Here is a 1,771-nt window from a genome sequence, read left to right on the forward strand (position 1 = left end):
GAGGATTTGCCCGTCGGGGTGAAGCAGCGGGTGGAAATCGTCAAAACCCTGTACCGCGGCGCCGATATCATCATTTTCGATGAACCCACCGCCGTGCTGACCCCGCCGGAAGTGGAGGAGTTGTTCCAAGTTTTTCATGAATTGATTAAGCACAACAAGACCATCGTCTTCATCACCCACAAGCTGAATGAGACGATGACCGTGGCCCACCGCATTTCCGTCTTGCGCAACGGGCGGAAGATAAGGACCCTGGCCCGGGAGGAGACGACGCCGGAAGAACTGGCCCGCTTGATGGTGGGCCGGGAAGTGGCTTTTGATTTGGAGAAATCGCCCTGCCGCCCGGGGAAAACTATTTTGGCGCTGCAGAAGGTGCAGCTGCTGCCGAAAGCGGCCCGGACCGTGGATTTGGAAGTGCGGGCCGGGGAGATCGTCGGCATCGCCGGGGTGGAGGGCAACGGGCAGCTGGAGTTGGAAGAAATGATCATGGGGTTGATGCCCTGTCCAGGGGGGAAAATTCTTTTCAACGGCCAGGATATTACCGGTCTAAGCGTGCGGGAGCGGAAAAGCTTAGGTATGGCCCATATCCCATCGGACCGCCACAAGAGGGCCATGTTAGCCGGCTTTTCCCTGGAGGAAAATCTCCTGCTGGGCCGGCAGTTTCGACCGGAGTGGGTGCGCCGGGGTGTCATCCGGCAGCAAGCCCTGCGCCAGAGCTGCCGGCAGTTAATCGAGACTTTTAAAATTAAGGCCTCGGGCGCCCAGCAGAAGATCAAGTTCCTATCCGGCGGCAACCAGCAAAAGGTAATCCTGGCCCGGGAAGTGAGCGCCGGCCCGGAATTGATCTTGGCGGCGCAGCCTACCCGGGGCTTGGACATCGGCGCCATTGAGTATATCCATAAGCTGCTGCTGGAGCTCAGGGATCAGGGGAAAGGGATCCTTTTGATTTCGGCGGAGCTGCCGGAGATCATGAAGTTAAGTGACCGCATTGCCGTTCTTTACGAAGGAGAAATCCGGGCTCTGGGGCCGGCGGAAGAATTTACCCAAGAGGAGTTGGGACTGCTCATGGCGGGAAGAGAGAGGGGGGAAGCGTCATGAAGGCAAGGGAAGCGGTGCTCACCCCGGAAAGGACGGATTTGCTGTGGGATTTGCTGTTGTCGGTACTGGCTATCCTGCTGGCCTTGCTTTTAGGCGGGGTCTTGGTTTGGGCCCTGGGCGAATCCCCCTGGACTGCTTACCAGGCTTTATGGAAAGGTTCCTTTGGCGATGCCAGGAGCCTGGCCAATACCCTGGCCAAGGCGACGCCGCTGGTTTTCGTCGGCTTGTCGGTAGGCCTGGCCTTTCGCTGCGGCTTGTTTAATATCGGGGCGGAGGGCCAGCTGTATGTGGGGGCTTTCTGCGGCGTGCTGGCGGCTTTGTACCTGCCGTCCATGCCTAAACTCATCACGCTGCCGGTCGTTATAGTTGCTGGGATGCTGGCTGCCGGTTTATGGGGCGCGGTGGCCGGTTTCCTGAAAGCCAAGTACGGCACCCATGAGGTGGTGGTGACCGTGATGGGCAATTATATTGCCATCAATTTGACCTCCTATCTGGTGAATTACCCGTTTAAAGCGCCGGGCCAGGTGCCCCAGACGGAAATCATACCGGTGGCCGCTACCTTTTTCAAACTGGTACCGCGCACCCAATTAACCACCGCCTTTCTCTTGGCCTTGGTCATGGTCCTGGCGGTGTACTGGTTTCTTTGGAAAACAGCTCCCGGTTACGAGATCCGGGC

2 protein-coding genes are annotated in these 1,771 nt (G+C 58.3%); both read left to right on the forward strand.

The window, feature by feature from the left end; translation table 11 throughout:
* Positions 1–1,095, forward strand: a 1,095-nt coding sequence (locus tag GXX34_00755) for an ATP-binding cassette domain-containing protein (protein HHW06054.1), incomplete at its 5' end; no start/stop codon positions are given.
* The coding region (locus tag GXX34_00760) for an ABC transporter permease (GenBank protein HHW06055.1) at positions 1,092–1,771 on the forward strand (680 nt) is incomplete at its 3' end. The genes GXX34_00755 and GXX34_00760, both read left to right, overlap by 4 nt.

It is taken from the genome of Clostridia bacterium, assembly GCA_012840125.1.
Classification (GTDB): Bacteria; Bacillota; DULZ01; order DULZ01; family DULZ01; genus DULZ01.